The organism is Acinetobacter sp. BIGb0196 (genome assembly GCF_011759595.1).
In the GTDB taxonomy this organism is placed as follows: domain Bacteria; phylum Pseudomonadota; class Gammaproteobacteria; order Pseudomonadales; family Moraxellaceae; genus Acinetobacter; species Acinetobacter guillouiae.
Map to the genome: position 1 here is coordinate 1,055,075 of NZ_JAAOZA010000002.1, position 15,607 is coordinate 1,070,681.

At 39.5% G+C, this 15,607-nt stretch carries 13 protein-coding genes; 11 read left to right on the forward strand and 2 right to left on the reverse strand.

What is annotated here, in order from left to right; genetic code table 11:
• Nucleotides 1–6: 6 nt before the first annotated feature.
• Nucleotides 7–765 carry a ribosomal protein L7/L12 gene (locus FHR28_RS17715; protein WP_228722101.1) on the reverse strand — a complete coding sequence of 253 codons (759 nt, stop codon included), beginning with the start codon at nucleotides 763–765 and terminating at the stop codon, nucleotides 7–9.
• Between the two features lie 201 nt (nucleotides 766–966).
• On the opposite strand from FHR28_RS17715, the gene FHR28_RS17720 reads away from it, so the two are divergent.
• The 4 genes from FHR28_RS17720 (at nucleotide 967) to FHR28_RS17735 (ending at nucleotide 2,989) form a co-directional block, all read left to right on the forward strand.
• On the forward strand, nucleotides 967–1,335 hold the full coding sequence (locus tag FHR28_RS17720; RefSeq protein ID WP_154130744.1) for a ribonuclease E inhibitor RraB: 369 nt from the start codon (nucleotides 967–969) through the stop codon (nucleotides 1,333–1,335).
• Nucleotides 1,336–1,483: 148 nt separating this feature from the next.
• Nucleotides 1,484–1,930, forward strand: a complete 447-nt coding sequence (locus FHR28_RS17725; protein WP_166783192.1) for an SRPBCC family protein — start codon at nucleotides 1,484–1,486, stop codon at nucleotides 1,928–1,930.
• A gap of 248 nt (nucleotides 1,931–2,178) precedes the next feature.
• Nucleotides 2,179–2,532, forward strand: coding sequence for a DUF488 domain-containing protein (locus FHR28_RS17730; protein WP_004722913.1), 354 nt, complete (start codon nucleotides 2,179–2,181; stop codon nucleotides 2,530–2,532).
• 112 nt (nucleotides 2,533–2,644) lie between these two features.
• The gene (locus FHR28_RS17735; RefSeq protein WP_034610071.1) at nucleotides 2,645–2,989 is read left to right on the forward strand and encodes a zinc ribbon domain-containing protein YjdM; all 345 of its coding nucleotides are present in this window, start codon (nucleotides 2,645–2,647) and stop codon (nucleotides 2,987–2,989) included.
• A gap of 59 nt (nucleotides 2,990–3,048) precedes the next feature.
• Here FHR28_RS17735 and FHR28_RS17740 read toward each other — a convergent pair whose 3' ends face one another.
• Nucleotides 3,049–3,600 carry a LuxR C-terminal-related transcriptional regulator gene (locus FHR28_RS17740; RefSeq protein ID WP_004722910.1) on the reverse strand — a complete coding sequence of 184 codons (552 nt, stop codon included), beginning with the start codon at nucleotides 3,598–3,600 and terminating at the stop codon, nucleotides 3,049–3,051.
• 474 nt (nucleotides 3,601–4,074) lie between these two features.
• Between FHR28_RS17740 and FHR28_RS17745 the strand changes: the two genes are divergently transcribed.
• The 7 genes from FHR28_RS17745 (at nucleotide 4,075) to FHR28_RS17775 (ending at nucleotide 15,597) form a co-directional block, all read left to right on the forward strand.
• Complete coding sequence (locus FHR28_RS17745; protein WP_166783193.1) at nucleotides 4,075–5,415, forward strand: MFS transporter; 1,341 nt, start codon at nucleotides 4,075–4,077, stop codon at nucleotides 5,413–5,415.
• Between the two features lie 189 nt (nucleotides 5,416–5,604).
• The gene (locus FHR28_RS17750; RefSeq protein WP_166783194.1) at nucleotides 5,605–7,107 is read left to right on the forward strand and encodes a CoA-acylating methylmalonate-semialdehyde dehydrogenase; all 1,503 of its coding nucleotides are present in this window, start codon (nucleotides 5,605–5,607) and stop codon (nucleotides 7,105–7,107) included.
• Nucleotides 7,108–7,800: 693 nt separating this feature from the next.
• The gene (locus FHR28_RS17755) at nucleotides 7,801–9,591 is read left to right on the forward strand and encodes an ABC transporter substrate-binding protein (RefSeq protein WP_166783580.1); all 1,791 of its coding nucleotides are present in this window, start codon (nucleotides 7,801–7,803) and stop codon (nucleotides 9,589–9,591) included.
• A 19-nt stretch (nucleotides 9,592–9,610) separates the two neighbouring features.
• Complete coding sequence (locus tag FHR28_RS17760; RefSeq protein ID WP_374759597.1) at nucleotides 9,611–11,419, forward strand: ABC transporter substrate-binding protein; 1,809 nt, start codon at nucleotides 9,611–9,613, stop codon at nucleotides 11,417–11,419.
• A 67-nt stretch (nucleotides 11,420–11,486) separates the two neighbouring features.
• The gene (locus FHR28_RS17765; RefSeq protein WP_166783195.1) at nucleotides 11,487–13,496 is read left to right on the forward strand and encodes a M3 family metallopeptidase; all 2,010 of its coding nucleotides are present in this window, start codon (nucleotides 11,487–11,489) and stop codon (nucleotides 13,494–13,496) included.
• A 14-nt stretch (nucleotides 13,497–13,510) separates the two neighbouring features.
• Nucleotides 13,511–14,449: an ABC transporter permease gene (locus tag FHR28_RS17770; protein WP_166783196.1), complete on the forward strand. Its 939-nt coding sequence runs from the start codon at nucleotides 13,511–13,513 to the stop codon at nucleotides 14,447–14,449.
• An 8-nt stretch (nucleotides 14,450–14,457) separates the two neighbouring features.
• Entirely contained in the window at nucleotides 14,458–15,597 is a 1,140-nt protein-coding gene (locus FHR28_RS17775; RefSeq protein ID WP_166783197.1) for an ABC transporter permease, read from the forward strand.
• Nucleotides 15,598–15,607: the final 10 nt, after the last annotated feature.

Here is a 15,607-nt window from a genome sequence, read left to right on the forward strand (position 1 = left end):
TGCATCTTATTGCTTGATAAAAAATTGATAGGCAGTCACAGCAACAATCGCAATAACAACAAGCATAACAATAGGTAAGCCTTTTTTCTTGGTTTGATCTTCAATACCGACAGGTTGGGTTGTTGCGCTGGATGGGCGGGGAATTGACTGAACATTGCGTGTCGAATTGACAGCACTATCACGTGCTTTGGCTTTCATCGCAGCAATATAGGCAGCAGCCGAATCATATGTTTCACCTTGAGTAAAATGACGCATAATTTCATCCCAGTCAGGATGATGCTCATCAATCAACACTTTTTGATGATCTTGATATAACACATAGATTTCACCAGTTTCAAAATTTGACTGAATTGCCTTATAGCGAGGATGCTGACTGTCATAAAAATCATCATCGAACTGAAACTGATTGATTGCTAAATTGGGATTTTCAGTGAGCTGTTCTACAAAGTCTTTGGCATCTTTTAGCCCAAGGTTTGAATTTTCCATGACCAGTTTAATCGCTTCAATTTTACGATTTTGTTGGATTAGGGAAAGGATGTCTTGTTGAGGAATTTGCAAGTTTATATCACGGGAACTATCACTTTGAGCTGTATCTGCAAATGCGAAGTTGTATGCGTTTTCTGTCAGATTTTCTACATAATCCTTGGCTTCTTTTAAACCTAAATCTGAGTGGTCTTTGACCCATTTAACTGCTTCAACTTTACGACCTTGTTGAATCAGTAACAGAATTTCTTGTCGTTGTTGTGGGTTAAAGTTTGGCATCATGCACCTTTCATTATTGGTTTAATCATCAATGAATATTGATCAACAACAGACCCTAATCATAGAATTAATTCAATTTTTATTACAAATTGATGCCAAATAAAAGTAGTAATTTGTGTGCGAATAGGCAATATTTTAAAACTGTCATAAAACTTTGCTATTGTAAAAGTCATAATATTTATAACCTTAAAAGAGGGCTTGGCCATGACTCGTGATTTTGAAAAATTCCCAGAAGATGATAACGGTAATCTACTTTGGCAAATGCACGAAGATGGTGATGATTTAGAAGAGGTACATGAAATCGAGTTTTCTGTGTATTTTAAAACACAAGAACTTGCTGAAAAATGTGCAATCTATCTTTTACACGAAGAACAAAAAATTTCACTGTATTTGGATGAAGAAGTGCAACCCAATGAATGGGTGATTACGGTATATGTTCATCTGATTCCAGACTACGAAGATGTTGTTGATTTAGAGCAATGGTTTAGTAAAATTGCTGAGCAGTTTGAAGGTGAATATGATGGTTGGGGATGTACAACCTATATATTTGATGATGAAGAGGATGAAGAATAATGGTCTTTAGATGACGCATATTGTTTTAAAAGCATATCCTTGTTGATATGCTTTTTTTTAAGTTTCAGACTACTCAAACCATACAAATGAAAGCTTTGTACAGCGCTAAACTTGATTTTCAACAACAATAATAGTCAAGGATATGAGTATGAGTAATACGGTAAAGTTGCATCGCGTTTTTAGTGCACCACCAGAGCGAGTCTATAAAGCTTTCTTAGACCCAGATGCAATTGTAAAGTGGATGCCTCCGCATGGTTTTACAGCAAAACTTCATCAAATGGATGCTGCGGTTGGTGGTTCTTATCGAATGTCATTTACCAATTTCTCTACAGGTACAATCCATTCATTTGGTGGAACTTATGCGGAGCTGATTCCCAACCAACGCATACGATATTTTGATCGATTTGATAATCCTGAGCTCGCTGGCGAAATTGAAGTAATCATTGAAATAAAAGGTGTGCTTGTTGGAACGGAAGTCAATATTACCCAGTCAGGTATCCCGAAAGTGATTCCTGTTGAGGCTTGTTATTTGGGATGGCAAGAGTCTTTGCAATTACTTGGTCTCTTGGTCAATCCAACAATTCCAGATCAATAAACTCGCGTGAGTGACCTATAAACTATCGCTATAGATCTCTTTGATATTTATATCATTCATCTATCATCCATTAAAATGGGTAATACAATTCAATCATTGATTGCCTGAGTAAGCACCAAGCCTCGCCTTTGTTTTCAGGCTAAGCTGTGATGGGGGACACGATGTTTTTGTTCCCCCGTTGTTACTTTACACAACCATATTTCTCATCATTTGGAATAATTTTAGAATAACTTCAGTTTGGAATAACAATGACGATTTATAGCAAACGAATTTATGATGCGGTTTCAGAAACAGATGGTCAACGAATTCTGGTTGATCGTTTGTGGCCACGTGGTATTAAAAAAGATGATGCTAAGATTGACTTATGGCCGAAAGAAATTACCCCGTCAAATGAACTCAGAAAATGGTATCACGAGGATAGCGAAAACCGTTGGGATGAGTTTCAACAACGTTATCGCGTTGAATTATCACAGGTTACAGTACAATTAGAAGAGCTGCGGAAACTTATAGCACAAGGTCCTATAACCTTATTAACGGCGGCCAAAAATCAAGGGCGAAATCATGTCAGTGTTTTGTTGGATGTTCTAAATCATAAAGCCTAGTTTTATTGATCGCGGTTGATTTTAAATTATTCCTTATATTTATTATGGTTTTTAAGTTGATGAAAAATCTTAAAATGCTATGATTGTGATTTGAACCGAAGTTGAGCTTATTATGTCTTTGCCACATTGTCCAAAATGTAATTCAGAATATACCTATCAAGATAGCGATTTATTGATTTGCCCAGAATGTAGTTATGAATGGAAAGATGGCGAGCAAGTAACAGCAGATGACAGCGTGACGATTAAAGATGCTGTTGGCAATATCTTGGCAGATGGCGATTCAGTGACAGTGATTAAAGACTTAAAAATTAAAGGTTCTTCTGCAGTGGTTAAGGTAGGAACCAAAGTCAAAAGTATTCGTTTACTGGTAGACAGTAATGATGGGCATGATATTGATTGTAAAATTGATGGTATTGGTCCCATGAAGTTAAAGTCAGAATTTGTGAAAAAAGCTTAATTTTTTTGAGGTTCATCAATGATCACAGCAATTCAACTGTGATCATTTTTTTGTCTATATCATTTTTCTCGAATAATAATTTTTGAGGTTAGTTCTGCTTTGGAGCGAACGCCCAACTTTTTCATTAAATTTGCTTTATGTACTTCTATGGTCCGATGCGACAGCTCTAATTTTCGTGCAATTTCTTTACAGGTAAATCCATTGACAATCAATTGGGTAATTTCTGATTCACGTTTAGTCAATTTTTGCTTAGAAGACAGCACCTGATCTTTACGTTCAAAATGCCAGACCATCAATTTAAAGGGATCTTCAGGTGTTAAGGTTTGCCCATGGGTATGTGTCCAAAAGATTTCGCCATTTTTGTGCTGCATAAAGCGCTGATCAGAGTAGTAATGGCTTTTTTTTAACAATAAGCTTTGTAATGCATCATTCCCAACCTTTTCATAATCCTCAAGGCTAGGAAAAATTTTGACTATGGATTGCTCAATTAATTCCCCACGCTCATAGCCAAACAGATTGGCAAATGCAGCATTCATTTCCATCATGTGTCGATAACTTAATACAACAATCGGTGCAGGGCTAAAATCAAATGCGATTTTATTATAGTTCATAATAAGCATCCTTACTTAGTATAATAATGAATATAACGCGATAGCGAGAAATAACAAGTATTCGATCGTTGATTTTTTATAATATGATGAAAATTAAATAGATTATTTTTTTAATGTGATGCATATAAATTTAGAGTTTCGAATAGTTTGTAATGGATCACATTTTTTATATTTAACTTTAGTCTATATTGGTAGAGTTTTGTATAAGTAATTGTATTTGATTTATTTATTGAATTTTAAAAACTACTTAAGTAATTAAGGGTGTTGACTGAAAAAAGCAATTGATTCACATTGATGATAAGAAGCACTCAGGTTATTTAGAATTTTTTATTAGGATAAATCAATATTAATCTTGGCTTCTTATTTTAAGTTATTTGTGTAAAAAGAATTAGATCACCTTAATAAATATAATCAGGATGGATTATCTCTAAGGTGATGAATGGATGACAATACTAAGAATTGGGCGAGGTAGCGATGGAGCATATACAAGGATCAAGTCCTCAACAACCGAAAAAGTCTTCACACCGTCTGGCGGGTATCTCCAGCATGGTCGGAACGACAATCGAGTGGTACGACTTTTTTATTTACGGTGCAGCCGCAGCATTAATTTTCAATAAACTGTTTTTCCCCAATCTTGATCCATTAACAGGTGTATTGGCCGCGTTTGCCACATACGCTGTTGGCTTTATTGGACGTCCGTTGGGAGGCATTATCTTTGGTCATTTTGGGGACAAAATTGGTCGAAAAACCATGCTGCTAACCACGCTGATTATGATGGGGATTCCTACCGTTTTAATTGGCCTATTGCCAACCTACGAAAGTATTGGATATTGGGCGACATTTTTTCTGGTGATTTTGCGTTTTGTTCAAGGTATGGCAATGGGCGGCGAGTGGGGTGGTGCCGTGTTGATGGCTGTGGAGCATGCACCTGAAGGCGGTAAAGGCTTTTGGGGAAGTTTGCCTCAAGCAAGTGCTGGTGGTGGTTTAATGTTGGCCTCGATCGCATTGGGTTTGGTTTCACTTTTACCCGAAGCAAGTCTATTTAGTTGGGGCTGGCGTCTGCCTTTCCTTGCCAGCATTTTATTATTAGGTGTAGGTTGGTATATCCGTGTCAAAGTGCCTGAGTCACCAGATTTTGAAAAAGTAAAACAACAAGCACAAGAAGTTAAAGTTCCAGCAATGCAGGTCTTTAAAAATCATCCGCGCGAATTACTCACGATTATCTTTGCCCGTGCTGCTGAAAATGCATGGTTCTATATTGCCTCTACTTTTGCCTTAGCCTACACCACAACCAAGTTGGGTATTCCTCGCCAAGACATTTTGTTTGCAACGATTTGTGGTGCAGGCTTAATCATGGTGATGACGCCATTGTGTGGACATCTATCCGACAAAGTTGGGCAGCGTAATATGTTTATGTTTGGTCTAGTGGTCCTTGCATTGTATTGCTATCCGTTCTTTAGCATGTTGGATACCAAGGACCCAGTCTTGGTATGGACCGCAATTGTTTTAGCAATCGGTGTGGTGTTCCCGATCATGTATGCGCCACAGTCTCAGTTATTTGCTCGACAGTTTCCTGCCGAAATTCGCTACAGTGGCATCTCGATTTCAGTTCAATTCGCAGGTGTATTAGGCGGTGGACTTGCACCATTGATCGCCACCAAATTACTAAGTATTGGTAATGGTAGCCCGCATTTGATTATTACCTACATCATGAGTATGGCGATTTTCGCAATCTTCTGTAGCTTCTTTATGAAGCGTGATGATCTTAGACCCGCGAGACAACGTAAATCAGTGAAAAGCAAATTGTCTGTTTAATGCAAAGTAGTGATTCAAAGCACTGCAATCAATCATTCAATTTACCACGCTTAATTTTCAGGAATGAATATGAATATTTCCTTTATCGGTCTTGGGAATATGGGGCTTCCTCGCCAAAGCGGTCATGGAAAGACCGACTTCAGTAGCATTTTAAATTTAGTTTCAGTCGCAACGTGAAGGAAAATCAGGATGAATACTTTGATCGGACATTATATTTCAGGCCGTCATATCACAGAAACTCAACATTCAGGCCCAGTATTTAATCCCTCTACAGGTGAAGAAATTGCGCGTTGTGCTTATGGCGATGCAACCGTGATTGATACTGCGGTAAAAGCTGCGACATCAGCAAATGCAAAAAAATGGGCAAAAGCTTCGCATGCTACACGCTTGCAAGTTCTGTTTAAATTACGTGAATTAATGATTGCCAAAACAGCTGAATTGGCAGAAATCATTGGTCGTGAACATGGCAAAACCATTGCCGATGCAATCGGTGAAATTGGCCGTGCGATTGAAGGAATTGAATTTGCCTGTAATGCACCGCAGATTACAAAGGGTGAATATGCACGTAATGTTGCAGGCGACATCGATGTGTTTTCTGTACGGGTTCCTGTGGGTGTGGTAGGTTGTATTACCCCGTTTAATTTTCCCATCATGATTCCTGCTGTCATGATGGCCATGGCTGTTTCTGTGGGGAATTCAATAGTTTGGAAACCGTCTGAAAAAGTGCCTTCGGCTGCATTATTTTTTGCAGAGTTATGGAAAGAAGCGGGTCTCCCAGACGATGTATTTAATGTTGTACAAGGGGATAAAACAGCAGTCGATGCATTACTTGAACATCCTGAAATCGCAGCTGTGAGCTTTGTGGGTTCTACACAGATTGGTGAATATGTTTACCAAAAAGGCACCTCACATAACAAACGTGTTGCAGCATTTACTGGTGGGAAAAATCACATGGTGGTGATGCCTGATGCCGATCTTGAAGCGGCTGCAAATGCCTTTGTTTCAGCAGGGTTTGGTTCAGCCAGTCAGCGCTGTATGGCGGTATCACTGCTGATTCCCGTAGGTGCTGAAACGGCAGATCACTTACGCCAACGTATCGTAGAAAAAATCAAAGCATTGAAAGTTGGCGCATACAATGATCCGACTGCAGATTTTGGTGCGGTGATTAGTGCGCAATCGCAACAATCTGTTTTAAAGGCAATTGATCAATGTATCGCAGATGGTGCTGAGTTGGTGGTGGATGGTCGTGATTTTAAACATCCAGAGTATGCCAATGGCTATTATATTGGTCCCACTTTATTTGATTATCTATCTATGGATATGGATTTTTATCAACAAGAAGTTTTTGGCCCAGCGCGAGGAATTTTACGCGTCAATAGTTTAGATGAGGCAATTGCTGTGACCAATAGCCATGAATATGGCAATGGTTCGGTGATTTTTACCCGTGATGGAAAGTCAGCACATCGCTTCTTTATGGAAGTTGAGTCGGGCATGATTGGTGTTAATGTGCCTGTACCACTCCCAGTGAGTTATTTTAACTTTGGTGGTTTGCGACGTTCAAAATTTGGTGAGTCGCATTTATATGGTCCAGATGCCGCTCGTTTCTATACCAAGTTAAAATCTGTTTCACAAAAATGGCCTGATCCTGAAGAACAAGATCAAGCCATTTCTTTGGCATTTAAAATCACTTAATTGATTCCATGTCGATGATCAGCCAGCAGATGCTGGCTTTTTTAAGTGTGAGTGAAAGTGAGATAATCACTTTATCTATAGAGTCAGTCATTTTATCAAAAGAATTTTGACCCGAAATTCTTTTGTATTCAGGGTATGGTAGCTTTCCAAAACTATACCGAATCAGCCATCAAAGCGTAAATATTTAAATCTCGGTTTATATTTTTAGACATCCTTTTCTACTTCGTAATATTGTTACATTGTTTTTAGCAATTTAAGTATGCCAACTATCTCATTATATGTTTTAACAATATACAAAAAAATGCTCAAGATTTACGTTACTTATGTTAAATGTATTGATTGGTTTATGACTAAATACGAGTAAGTTAAGTTTGGGAGATAATTTCATTTATGGACGCTAAATATAAATTTTTAATTATAAAAAAATCAAAGTTATTTGATTTTTCTGCCTATTTTTATGGCGAAGAATGGATTTGAGTACATTAAGTAAACGTAATTTTATTACGGTAAAAATAAACAAAATTTAAAAGGGGTAAGTGTAGTGGCATGATATTCGCTTTGTATTTAATACTGTTATATCGTTCAATTTTTCACTATTGTTAATTTAACGTTCTGGTTCGGCACCAAAGCAGCAATCGACAGGATGATGGTGCTGCCAGTATTCTGTTTAAATAATTTGATGAATAAAAATACATAGGTGTGAATTTGGAATCCAAGCTTTTACAATTTGCGTTGTTGGTCGGTGCAATGGGTTGTGGGGAAATGGCGATTGCGAAAACGCCTGCACAACCGAATAAAATCCTGAATTTGGCTTTTGAAGCACCAGATGATGGTTTTGATATGGTGAAAACCTATAATTTCTACAGTGGAAATATTGCAGAGGCGATATTTGAACCCTTACTCAAATATGATTATCTGGCTCGTCCCGTGGTATTGGTACCCAATACGGCACAAGCATTGCCAAAAATAGAACAAGAGGGCAAGGTCTATACTTTTAAAATTCAGCCTGGCATTTATTTTACCGATGATCCTGCGTTCAAAGGCAAACGACGTGAATTGACTGCCCAAGATTATATTTATTCGATTCAACGTGTGAGTGATCCGAAAAACCATTCGCCTACCTATTCTTTTATTGATGGCAAAATCCAAGGCTTAGAGCAAGTGGTTGCCAATGCGAAAAAGACAGGCAAGTTTAATTACGATGCGCCCATTGCAGGGCTTAAAGCTTTAGACAAATACACCCTACAATTCACCTTAACCCGTGCAGATTATAATTTTCCTTATATTTTGGCCTATGTCACTTTTAGCGGAACAGCGCGTGAAGTTGTTGAGTTTTATGGTGATCGTATCGGGCAGCATCCTGTAGGTACAGGCGCTTATCAACTGAGTAAATACGTACCACGCAGTAAAATTGAGCTGGTGGCAAATCCTGACTATCGTGGCTTTATTTGGAATTATAAATCGACAGGAACGGCATGGGATAACCAACTTGTCAAAGAAATGTCAGGTAAAAAAATGCCCCAAGTCGGTAAGGTTGTCGTGAGTATTATTGAGGAAGAACAGTCACGCTGGTTGGCATTTAAGTCAGGTCAATTGGATTTTGACAAATTAACTTCAAATGCGGTTCCACAGGCTTTAAACGGCACACAATTAAAACCAGAACTTAAACAGCAGGGCATTCAGCATTTTCCCAATAAAGACCCTGAAATCACCTATACCATGTTCAATATGAAAGATCCGATTGTGGGTGGTTATAGTCTAGACAAAATAGCACTACGCCGTGCCATTACATTGGCATATAACCAACAGGAAGCGATTAAGCAACTTTATAAAGGTCAAGCGGTTAGAGCTGAAATGTTGGTACCAGATGGGGTGCAAGGGCACAATGCTCAATATAGAAGTAGTATTGCCTATAACCCGTTATTGGCCAATAAATTACTGGATCGATTTGGTTATAAGAAAGGCAAAGATGGTTATCGAACTTTACCCAACGGGCAGCCGTTTACGCTGAAATATAATACTGAAAATAGCTCAAGCTCAGTCATTCATTCTGAGTTATGGAAGAAAAACTTAGATGCTATTGGGGTGCGAGTTGAGTTTAAGGTCAGTAATTTTGCCGATAATTTAAAAGAGGCCATACAGTGTAAACATATGATTTGGGGTGGGGCATGGATTGCTGATTTTCCTGAAGGAGAAAATTTTGCCCAATTGCTTTATGGTCCGAACTCAGGCAAAGGAAATTTAAGTTGCTATCAATCTAAAGCTTATGATGCACTGTATCAGCAAGCGTTAACTTTACCGCCACAACAACGAACGCCATTTTATGAAAAAATCAGTCGGCAGATAGAGGCAGATAACCCTTGGATTATTCATAGTACCCGTATTCGCAATTGGCTGTTGCAACCACAAGTTCAAGGCTATAAAGCACATCCAATGATCAATACCGTTTGGCAATACCTTGATGTTCAGCCAGTTAAAAAATAACCAGATGAAGTTGAATAAAATGATGAAGGATGATTTAAAGCAAAAGTTAAAGCAGATTGGGGTTAGTGCATTCTTGGGCGGTATGCTCCTGACAGGCACGATGAATGTATTTGCCAAAAGCCCAGCGGATCCAAATAAAGTTTTACGTTATGTTTTCCCCGTTGCAGAAACGGGTTTTGATCCAGCAGGCACACAAGATCTTTATTCTGCGCATGTGCATAATTCAATATTTGAAGGCTTATATACCTACGATTATTTAGCAACACCCGCCAAATTAGTACCCCGTACCGCGGTGAGCCTGCCTGAAGTCAGTGCTGATGGTTTAACCTATACTTTTAAAATTCAAAAAGGAATTTATTTTGCCAAAGATCCTGTATTTAAAGGCAAAGCCCGTGAATTAACCGCGCAAGACTATGTTTATTCTTATAAACGGTTGTTAGACCCAAGTTTGCATTCGCCCAATAGTTGGTTGTTTGATGACAAAATTCTAGGCATGGACAAAGTGCTTGAGCAAGCTAAAAAAACAGGCAAGTTTAATTATGATCTACCTGTTGCAGGGCTTCAGGCCACAGATCGTTATACCTTGGTGATTAAACTAAAACAAGTGGATCAAAACTTCCCAATGTTGTTGGCACATCAACCAGCTGGTGCAGTGGCACGAGAAGTGATTGAACACTATCGAGATCGGTCTGGCTTTGCCATGGCCCATCCTGTGGGAACAGGTCCCTATGTCTTGGCAAAATGGACACCTGGCTCACGGATTATCCTGAAAGCCAATCCAGATTATCGTGGTTATGTTTGGGATTTCAAAGCATCTACGCCAGAAGATCAAAAAATTGTAGAGGCGATGAAAGGCAAAAAAATGCCGCAAATCGGTGTGGTCGATATTCAAGTGATGGAAGAATCACAATCACGCTGGTTATCATTTAGTAAAGATGAAACTGATTTATTTGTGTTGGATGGTGATCTCAGTGTTCAAGCCATCCAAGATGGTCAGCTTAAACCCGAACTTGCTAAAAAAGGTATTCAACTTTCCCGTATTGCCGATCCTTCAATTGATTATTATTACTGGAATATGCAAAACCCTGTTGTTGGTGGTTTGAGTAAAGAAAAAATTGCTTTACGCCGTGCCATGGCAATGGCCTTTTCACCCGATAATCAAATTAAGATTTTGATGAAGGGTGATGCACAGCGCTTACAATTCCCTATCCCTTATGGGGTGATTGGGCATGATCCAAATTATAAAACCAGTATTCCTTATTCCGTCAAAGCGGCCAATTTACTGTTAGATCGTTATCACTATAAGGTTGCTGCCGATGGCTGGCGTACCTTGCCGAATGGCAAACCCTTGCTGATCGAATTAACTGTTTATGGAAATAGTACACGTAGTCAGCAAAGTGCTGAATTTTGGAAAAAGACCTTAGATAATATCAAGGTCAAAATGACCACCAAATCCTTGCCTTTTGCGGAAGGTTTAAAAGCTGAAAAACAATGCAAAACCATGTTTAAGGGATCAGCTTGGATTGCTGACTATCCCGATGCCGATAACTTTATGCAGCTGTTTTATGGAAAGAATATCCATGCAACCAATAGTGCATGCATGAAAATACCTGAATATGATCGCTTATATGAACAAACCCAAAAATTGAAACCGGGTCCTGAGCGTGATGCTTTATATCATAAGATGGCGCGGATATTAGAAGTGTATATGCCGGTACAAATGGCATCGACGCGTTATCGCAATGCTTTGGCGCAACCACGTGTCATCGGCTTTAAAAAGCATCCGATTATTCCATCGGAATGGATGTATTTTGATATGAAAAAATAACCTCTATCAAAAGCTTAAAAATAAACAGATTGAAATTTGAAAATGAATAAATGAAAGATTGGAGAAAATGAAAATGAAGCGATTTAAATTAACCACACTCTGTATGTTGTCAATGGGTATGGGGCAATGGGCCTTTGCAGAAACTGAACGCAGTACTTTACCCAAGTTTCAGGCCAAAGATATCCCGGCCCAATGTGATGCAAAAATTGCAGATGTTAAAACCAAGTTGGCTGAATTTGCCAAAGTTAAACTCAAAAATAATGCGCCTGCTGGAGCAGTATTGGCAAAGTGGGATCAAATTTTTGCAGAGTTTGAAGATTTTTATGGGCCAATTAATTTAGCCAGTAATGTTGACCCAAGCGCAGATTTACGTAAAGCCGCAGAAGATTGCGAAGTTAAAATCAGTCAGTTCCAAACTGAAGTGTACCAAGACGGGAAACTTTATCAACAAATTAAAAAAACCAAAGCCAGTGATGAGATTGACCGTAAATATCGCCAAGATATTTTAGATGGTTTTGAAGATACAGGGGTACAACTTCCCGCAGAAAAACAAGCACGTTTAAAAGTGATTTTAGATGAATTGACCAAGATTCAACAAGAATATGCCCGCAACATTCGAGATAATCCTGTAAAATTAGAATTTACCCCAGCCGAGCTAAAAGGCTTACCAGAAAGTTATATTGCCAATCTAAAGAAAAATGAAAAAGGCAATTATCTATTGGGCTTTGACTACCCAGAATACCGTCCTTTTATGGAATTGGCAGACAGTGATGATGCACGTAAACGTTATCAAATTGCTTATACCCGCCGTGGTACTGAAAAGAATTTAGTGTTGCTTAAACAGGCGATTGATCTACGGCATGAACTTGCACAATTATTTGGTAAAGCCAGTTATGCCGATTGGGCATTGAAAAACCGTATGGCCAAGAATCCTGAAACGGTCAATAAATTCCTCAATGAGGTACATAGTACGGTTGCGCCATTAGAGAAAAAAGAAGTGCAAACACTGCGTGAATTTAAAGCCAAGACCTTAAATATCCCAGTGGAAAAAGCGGAAATTAACCGTTGGAGTGAGGGCTATTGGAGCGAAAAATTGCGTCAAGAAAAGTACAAAATTGACCAAGAAAAAATGCGCGAATATTTTCCGACCCAAGCATCACAAGATTGGTTATTTGCAATTTCATCAAATCTATATGGGATTGAATTTAAGCCTGCCAAGGTTGATGTCTGGCAAGATGAAGTTGAATATTATGATGTAACAGATCAGAAAACAGGTCAGCTTTTAGGTGGTTTATATATCGATAAATTTCCACGTGAAGGAAAGTATGGTCATGCAGCAGTGTGGGGCGTTAAGGGTGGCAGTACCCTGACCCAGCGTAAACCGATTTCAGCCTTAGTCACCAACTTTAACCGTAAAGGTTTAAACAGTGATGAACTGGAAACCTTTGTGCATGAGTTTGGACATGCCTTACATGGAATTTTGTCAAACACCCGTTACGCCTCGCAATCTGGTACTTCAGTCGAGCGAGATTTTGTTGAAGCACCGTCACAGATGTATGAAGAATGGGCACGTCGTAAAGAAACGCTGTCGACTTTAGCCGATTATTGCAAACCAGCCTGTCCACGTGTCGATGATGAATTGATTGGTAAATTAAAAGCCGTGAAAAACTACGGTCGTGGCTTGTTCTATTCTCGTCAAACCTTATACGCACAATATGATATGGCATTGCATACCGCAGATGCTTTAAAAACCCAGCCTTTAGATGTATGGAAAAAACTCGAAAACCAAACCGCCTTAGGGTATGTACCAACCACAGAATTCCCAGGACAATTTGGTCATATTATGGGCGGATACCAAGTTGGCTATTATGGCTATATGTGGTCAGAAGTGATGGCCTTAGACATGCTTTCTGCTTTTGGCGATAACTTAAATAATCCAGAGGTTGGAGCACGTTATCGTAAAGCGATTTTGTCACAAGGTGGACAAAAGAAAGCAGAGCAGCTGGTGGTTGATTTCTTGGGCAGAGAACCGGATAACAAGGCATTCTTTCAAGAAATTACCGGTCAACGTGATTAAAAGGAATTAGAACTATGCTGGCATATATCACGCGCCGTATATGGCAAATGATTCCGACCATGTTGGGAGTCGTGTTGCTGATTTTCTTTCTATTTAACTGGGTTGGCGGAGATCCTGCTTATATCCTTGCTGGAAAAATGGCAAACCCTGAACAGATTGAAAATATTCGTCAGCAACTTGGGGTAGATCAACCATATTACGTTCAATTGTGGATTTTTATTAAGCAAATCCTGACTTTTGATTATGGCAATAGCTGGAGTACGGGGGAATCGGTTTCAAACATTATCCTGACCCGTTTAGGTCCATCGCTGACCATCATTATTCCACTGACAATTTTACAAACCGTGATTTCAATCATTCTGGCTTTGGCTGTTGCTTCAGTACGTGGTTCATTGACGGATCGTATGGTGATGTTGTTATGTACCATTGGGATGTCGATCAGTATTTTGGTTTATATCATCGTATTTCAGTACGGTCTTGCCTATAAGCTGGGATGGTTTCCTGTACAAGGTTGGAGCGATAGTCTCAGTGAAAACCTATTGCAATATTCACTGCTGCCAATCTTAATCATGTTGGTGGTGAGTATTGCACCGACTTTACGTCTATACCGTAGCTTTGTCTTGGATGAAGTCAATCAGGACTATGTCCGTACTGCACGGGCAAAAGGGGTGGGTGAGGGACGTATTTTAGGCGTTCATGTGCTGCGTAATGCATCTATTCCGATTATTACCGATGTGATGTCGAGCCTGCCAGCGTTATTGATTGGGGCATTTTTAATTGAGCGATTTTTTGGTATTCCGGGGATTGGGCGAGAAGTCATTATTGCAGTAGAACGAAGCGACTTTCCAGTGATTAAAGCAATCACGGTCTATGTTGCCGCTGCGACCATGATTTTTAACCTGATCGCTGATTTGATTTATAAAGTGGTTGATCCACGCGTACAGTTGAAGTAGGTGGGATGATGCTCGGAATTTTATCGAAAAAAGTAGACGCCCAAGAACAACAGACTTCTCCCGGTTTATGGCGATTGGCAATGCGACGTTTAAAAGCAGATCGTATCGCTATGCTGTCGTTATTGGTGTTGCTGTGTTATTTCATTATATTGGTACTCTCCATGACGGGTGTGATTGCATCAAATTGGAATAAAGAAGTAGCCGTGAGTTATGCGCCACCTACATTTATCGGGGCAGATCAAAACTCGCAAGATTCTGCAAAAAAAGCCGCAACTGTAGAGGCCTTACCTGAAAATCCTGTTGATCCTTTAAAAGATGTGATCAAAGAGTTAAATACTGAAATTGCAACAGAACAAGCTTCAGGTGGCGCGATTGACTACTACGGTATTCAAGATCCGCTTGCAGAAGATATGAAAGCCATTGATCAGCAATTGGGTGGGCATTTACTTGATCAGCAAAGTGAACTCAAACAAACCTTGCCTTTCGGTGCAGATAAATGGGGACAGGATGTTGTACTCAAAACCATTAAAGGCGCAGAAACCTCAATTATTGTGGGCTTAATCTCGGCATTGCTGGCCGTGGTAATCGGTACATTCTTAGGGGCAATCGCTGGTTACTTTGGTGGTTGGGTGGATGATGTTCTAAACTGGTTTTATAACATTTTTACCTCGATACCTTATCTATTGTTGGTGTTGGCGATTGCCGCTGTACTCCAGCAAAAGGGCATTCTTTCCATTGTTTTAATTTTGGGATTAACGGGTTGGACTGGGGTATTCCGTTTAATTCGTGCTGAATATATGAAACATAATTCACGCGAGTATGTGCTGGCAGCCAAAGCGATTGGTGTCAGTAATACCCGACGGATGTTTGTGCATATTTTCCCCAATGTAAGTCATATTGCGTTGGTTCAGATGTCGATCTTGGTGGTTGCATTTATTAAGTCTGAAGTGATTTTAAGCTTCTTGGGCTTTGGTGTACCTGTGGGTGTGGTGTCATGGGGCAGTATGTTGAATGAAGCGCAAAGTGAGCTGATTTTAGGTAAATGGTGGCAATTGGTGGCAGCCTCAGTAGCGATGGCCGTGCTTGTGACTGCATTTTCAATGTTTACAGATGCATTGCGTGATGCATTAGACCCTAAACTAAAATAAGGAGCCTAAA